A 2,158-nucleotide genomic window follows, 5' to 3' on the forward strand; every position below is an offset into this window, starting at 1 on the left:
ACAAAAAGCGGCAATCCGTCTTCCGCTTGTGCCTGGGGGGGCGGAGAAGGGTAAAAAGACACGACCCAACCCCCCCCCCGGGCGAGGGGGGGGGGGGTTGGGGGGGGGCCAACGGGAACCCTTACGCCAGCCCCTTCTCCATCGCGCTCGCCAGACGGCGGGCGAAGGCGGCGGGGTCGGGCAGGGCCTCGCCCTCCACGATGCGCGCCTGGTCGAGCAGCAGCCAGGCCGCGTCGTCCAGTGAGGTCGCCGCACCGCTCGCCTTGGCGCGCTCGGCGAGGCGCTTGATCAGCGGGTGGGCGGGGTTGACCTCCAGGATGCGCTTGGCCGCCGGGGCGTCCATGCCGAGCTGCTTGTGCTGCTTGAGCAAGCGCTCCAGATGCATGTCCATGTCGTTCTCGTCGGCGACGAGGCAGACGGCGCTGTCGGTCAGGCGCTCCGACGGGCGGACGTCCTTCACCACGTCCTGGAGCGTCAGCTTCAGCAGGACCAGCAGGTCGGTCAGCTCGCCCTCGGACGCCTTCTCCTCGGCGGGCTTCTCCTCGCCGCCCTGGATCTTGCCGAGGTCGGCGCCGCCGCGGGTCACCGACTTGAAGGGCTTGTCCTGGAAGCTGCCGACCGACGGCACCCAGAACTCGTCCACCGGGTCGGTCAACAGCAGCACCTCGACGCCCTTGGCCTTGAAGCCTTCGAGCTGCGGGCTGCGCTTCAGCGTCTCGATGTCGTCGCCGCTGATGGTGAAGATGGCCTCCTGGCCCTCCTTCATGCGGCCCAGATACTCCTCCAGCGAGACCAGACCGTCACCGGCGGTGCTGCGGAAGCGCATCAGCTTCAGCAGATCGTCCCGGTGCTCGTAGTCGTCGTAGAGGCCCTCCTTGAGGACGGCGCCGAAGTTTTCCCAGAAGGCCGCGTATTCCTCCGCCTTTTCGGTGTCGCGGGCCTTCTTGCCCAGCTCCGACAGGACGCGGCGGGTGATGCCGGCGCGGATCTTCGCCAGCATCGGGTTGTGCTGGAGCATCTCGCGGCTGATGTTGAGCGGCAGGTCCTCGCTGTCCACCACGCCGCGCAGGAAGCGCAGGTAGGGCGGCAGCAGCCCTTCCGCCGAATCGGTGATGAAGACGCGCTTGACGTACAGCTTCACCCGGTGGGCGCGCTTGGGGTCGAACAGGTCGAACGGCTTGGAGGACGGCACGAACAGCAGGTTCGTGTATTCGATGGCGCCCTCGGCCCGCCAGTGCAGGGTCAGCCACGGATCGTCGAAGGCGTGCCCGACATGATGGTAGAACTCCGTGTACTGCTCCGCGGTGATCTCGTTCTTGGAGCGCATCCACAGGGCCGACGCGCTGTTCAGCGACTTGGCGTCCTCGCCCTCGCCGAAGAGGATCGGGATGGCGATGTGGTCGGAATACTTGCGGACGATGCCGGAGAGGCGGTGCTCCTCCAGATACTCGTCGTCGCCCTCGCGCAGGTGCAGCTTGATCTGCGTGCCGCGCGGCAGGTCGGCGACGTCGGAGATGGTGAATTCGCCCTTGCCGTCCGACAGCCAGCGCCAGCCCTGCGTCTCCCCGGCCTTGCGGGTCAGCACCTCCACCCGGTCGGCGACCATGAAGGCGGAATAGAAGCCGACGCCGAACTGGCCGATCAGGTTGACGTCCTTCTTGGCGTCACCGTCCTTTGCGCTGTCCTTCAGGTTGCGCATGAAGGCGGCGGTGCCGGAGCGCGCGATGGTGCCGAGGTTCTCGACCAGATCCTCGCGGTTCATGCCGATGCCGTTGTCGGCCACGGTGAGGATCCGCGCCTCCTTGTCCACGATCAGCCGGACCTTCAGGTTGGGGTCGTCGGCGGACAGTTCGGGCTGCGTCAGCGCGGCGTAGCGCAGCCGGTCGCAGGCGTCGGAGGCGTTGGAGACCAGCTCGCGCAGGAAGACTTCCTTCTCGCTGTAGAGCGAGTGCGCGACGATGTCGAGCAGGCGGCTGACCTCGGCCTGGAAGCTGAGCCGTTCCTCGGTCATGGTGTCATCCTTGATCGTTCTTGTTGGTGGTGGGCTTGCCGATGGGTCCGAAGGACGGCGCAGATATGTGCGAGCGCGCCGCCCCATGCAAGAGCGATCGGCTGGCGTTGTGCGGGAGTTTCGCAACCGGAGTGGTGGGGTGGGGGG

Annotated in this window: 1 protein-coding gene; it reads right to left on the reverse strand. The window is 67.1% G+C overall.

Annotated features, from left to right (window positions below; genetic code table 11):
* Positions 1-121 precede the first annotated feature (121 nt).
* Positions 122-2,011 (reverse strand): molecular chaperone HtpG, encoded by a 1,890-nt coding sequence (htpG, locus tag GBZ26_RS28925; protein WP_174441741.1) that lies wholly within the window; start codon positions 2,009-2,011, stop codon positions 122-124.
* Between the last annotated feature and the right edge of the window lie 147 nt (positions 2,012-2,158).

Source organism: Azospirillum formosense (assembly GCF_013340925.1).
GTDB classification, from domain to species: domain Bacteria; phylum Pseudomonadota; class Alphaproteobacteria; order Azospirillales; family Azospirillaceae; genus Azospirillum; species Azospirillum formosense.

Excerpts from the sequence above, each read along its gene's own strand:
- htpG (WP_174441741.1), bottom strand. The coding sequence starts at position 2,011 with ATGACCGAGGAACGGCTCAGCTTCCAGGCCGAGGTCAGCCGCCTGCTC.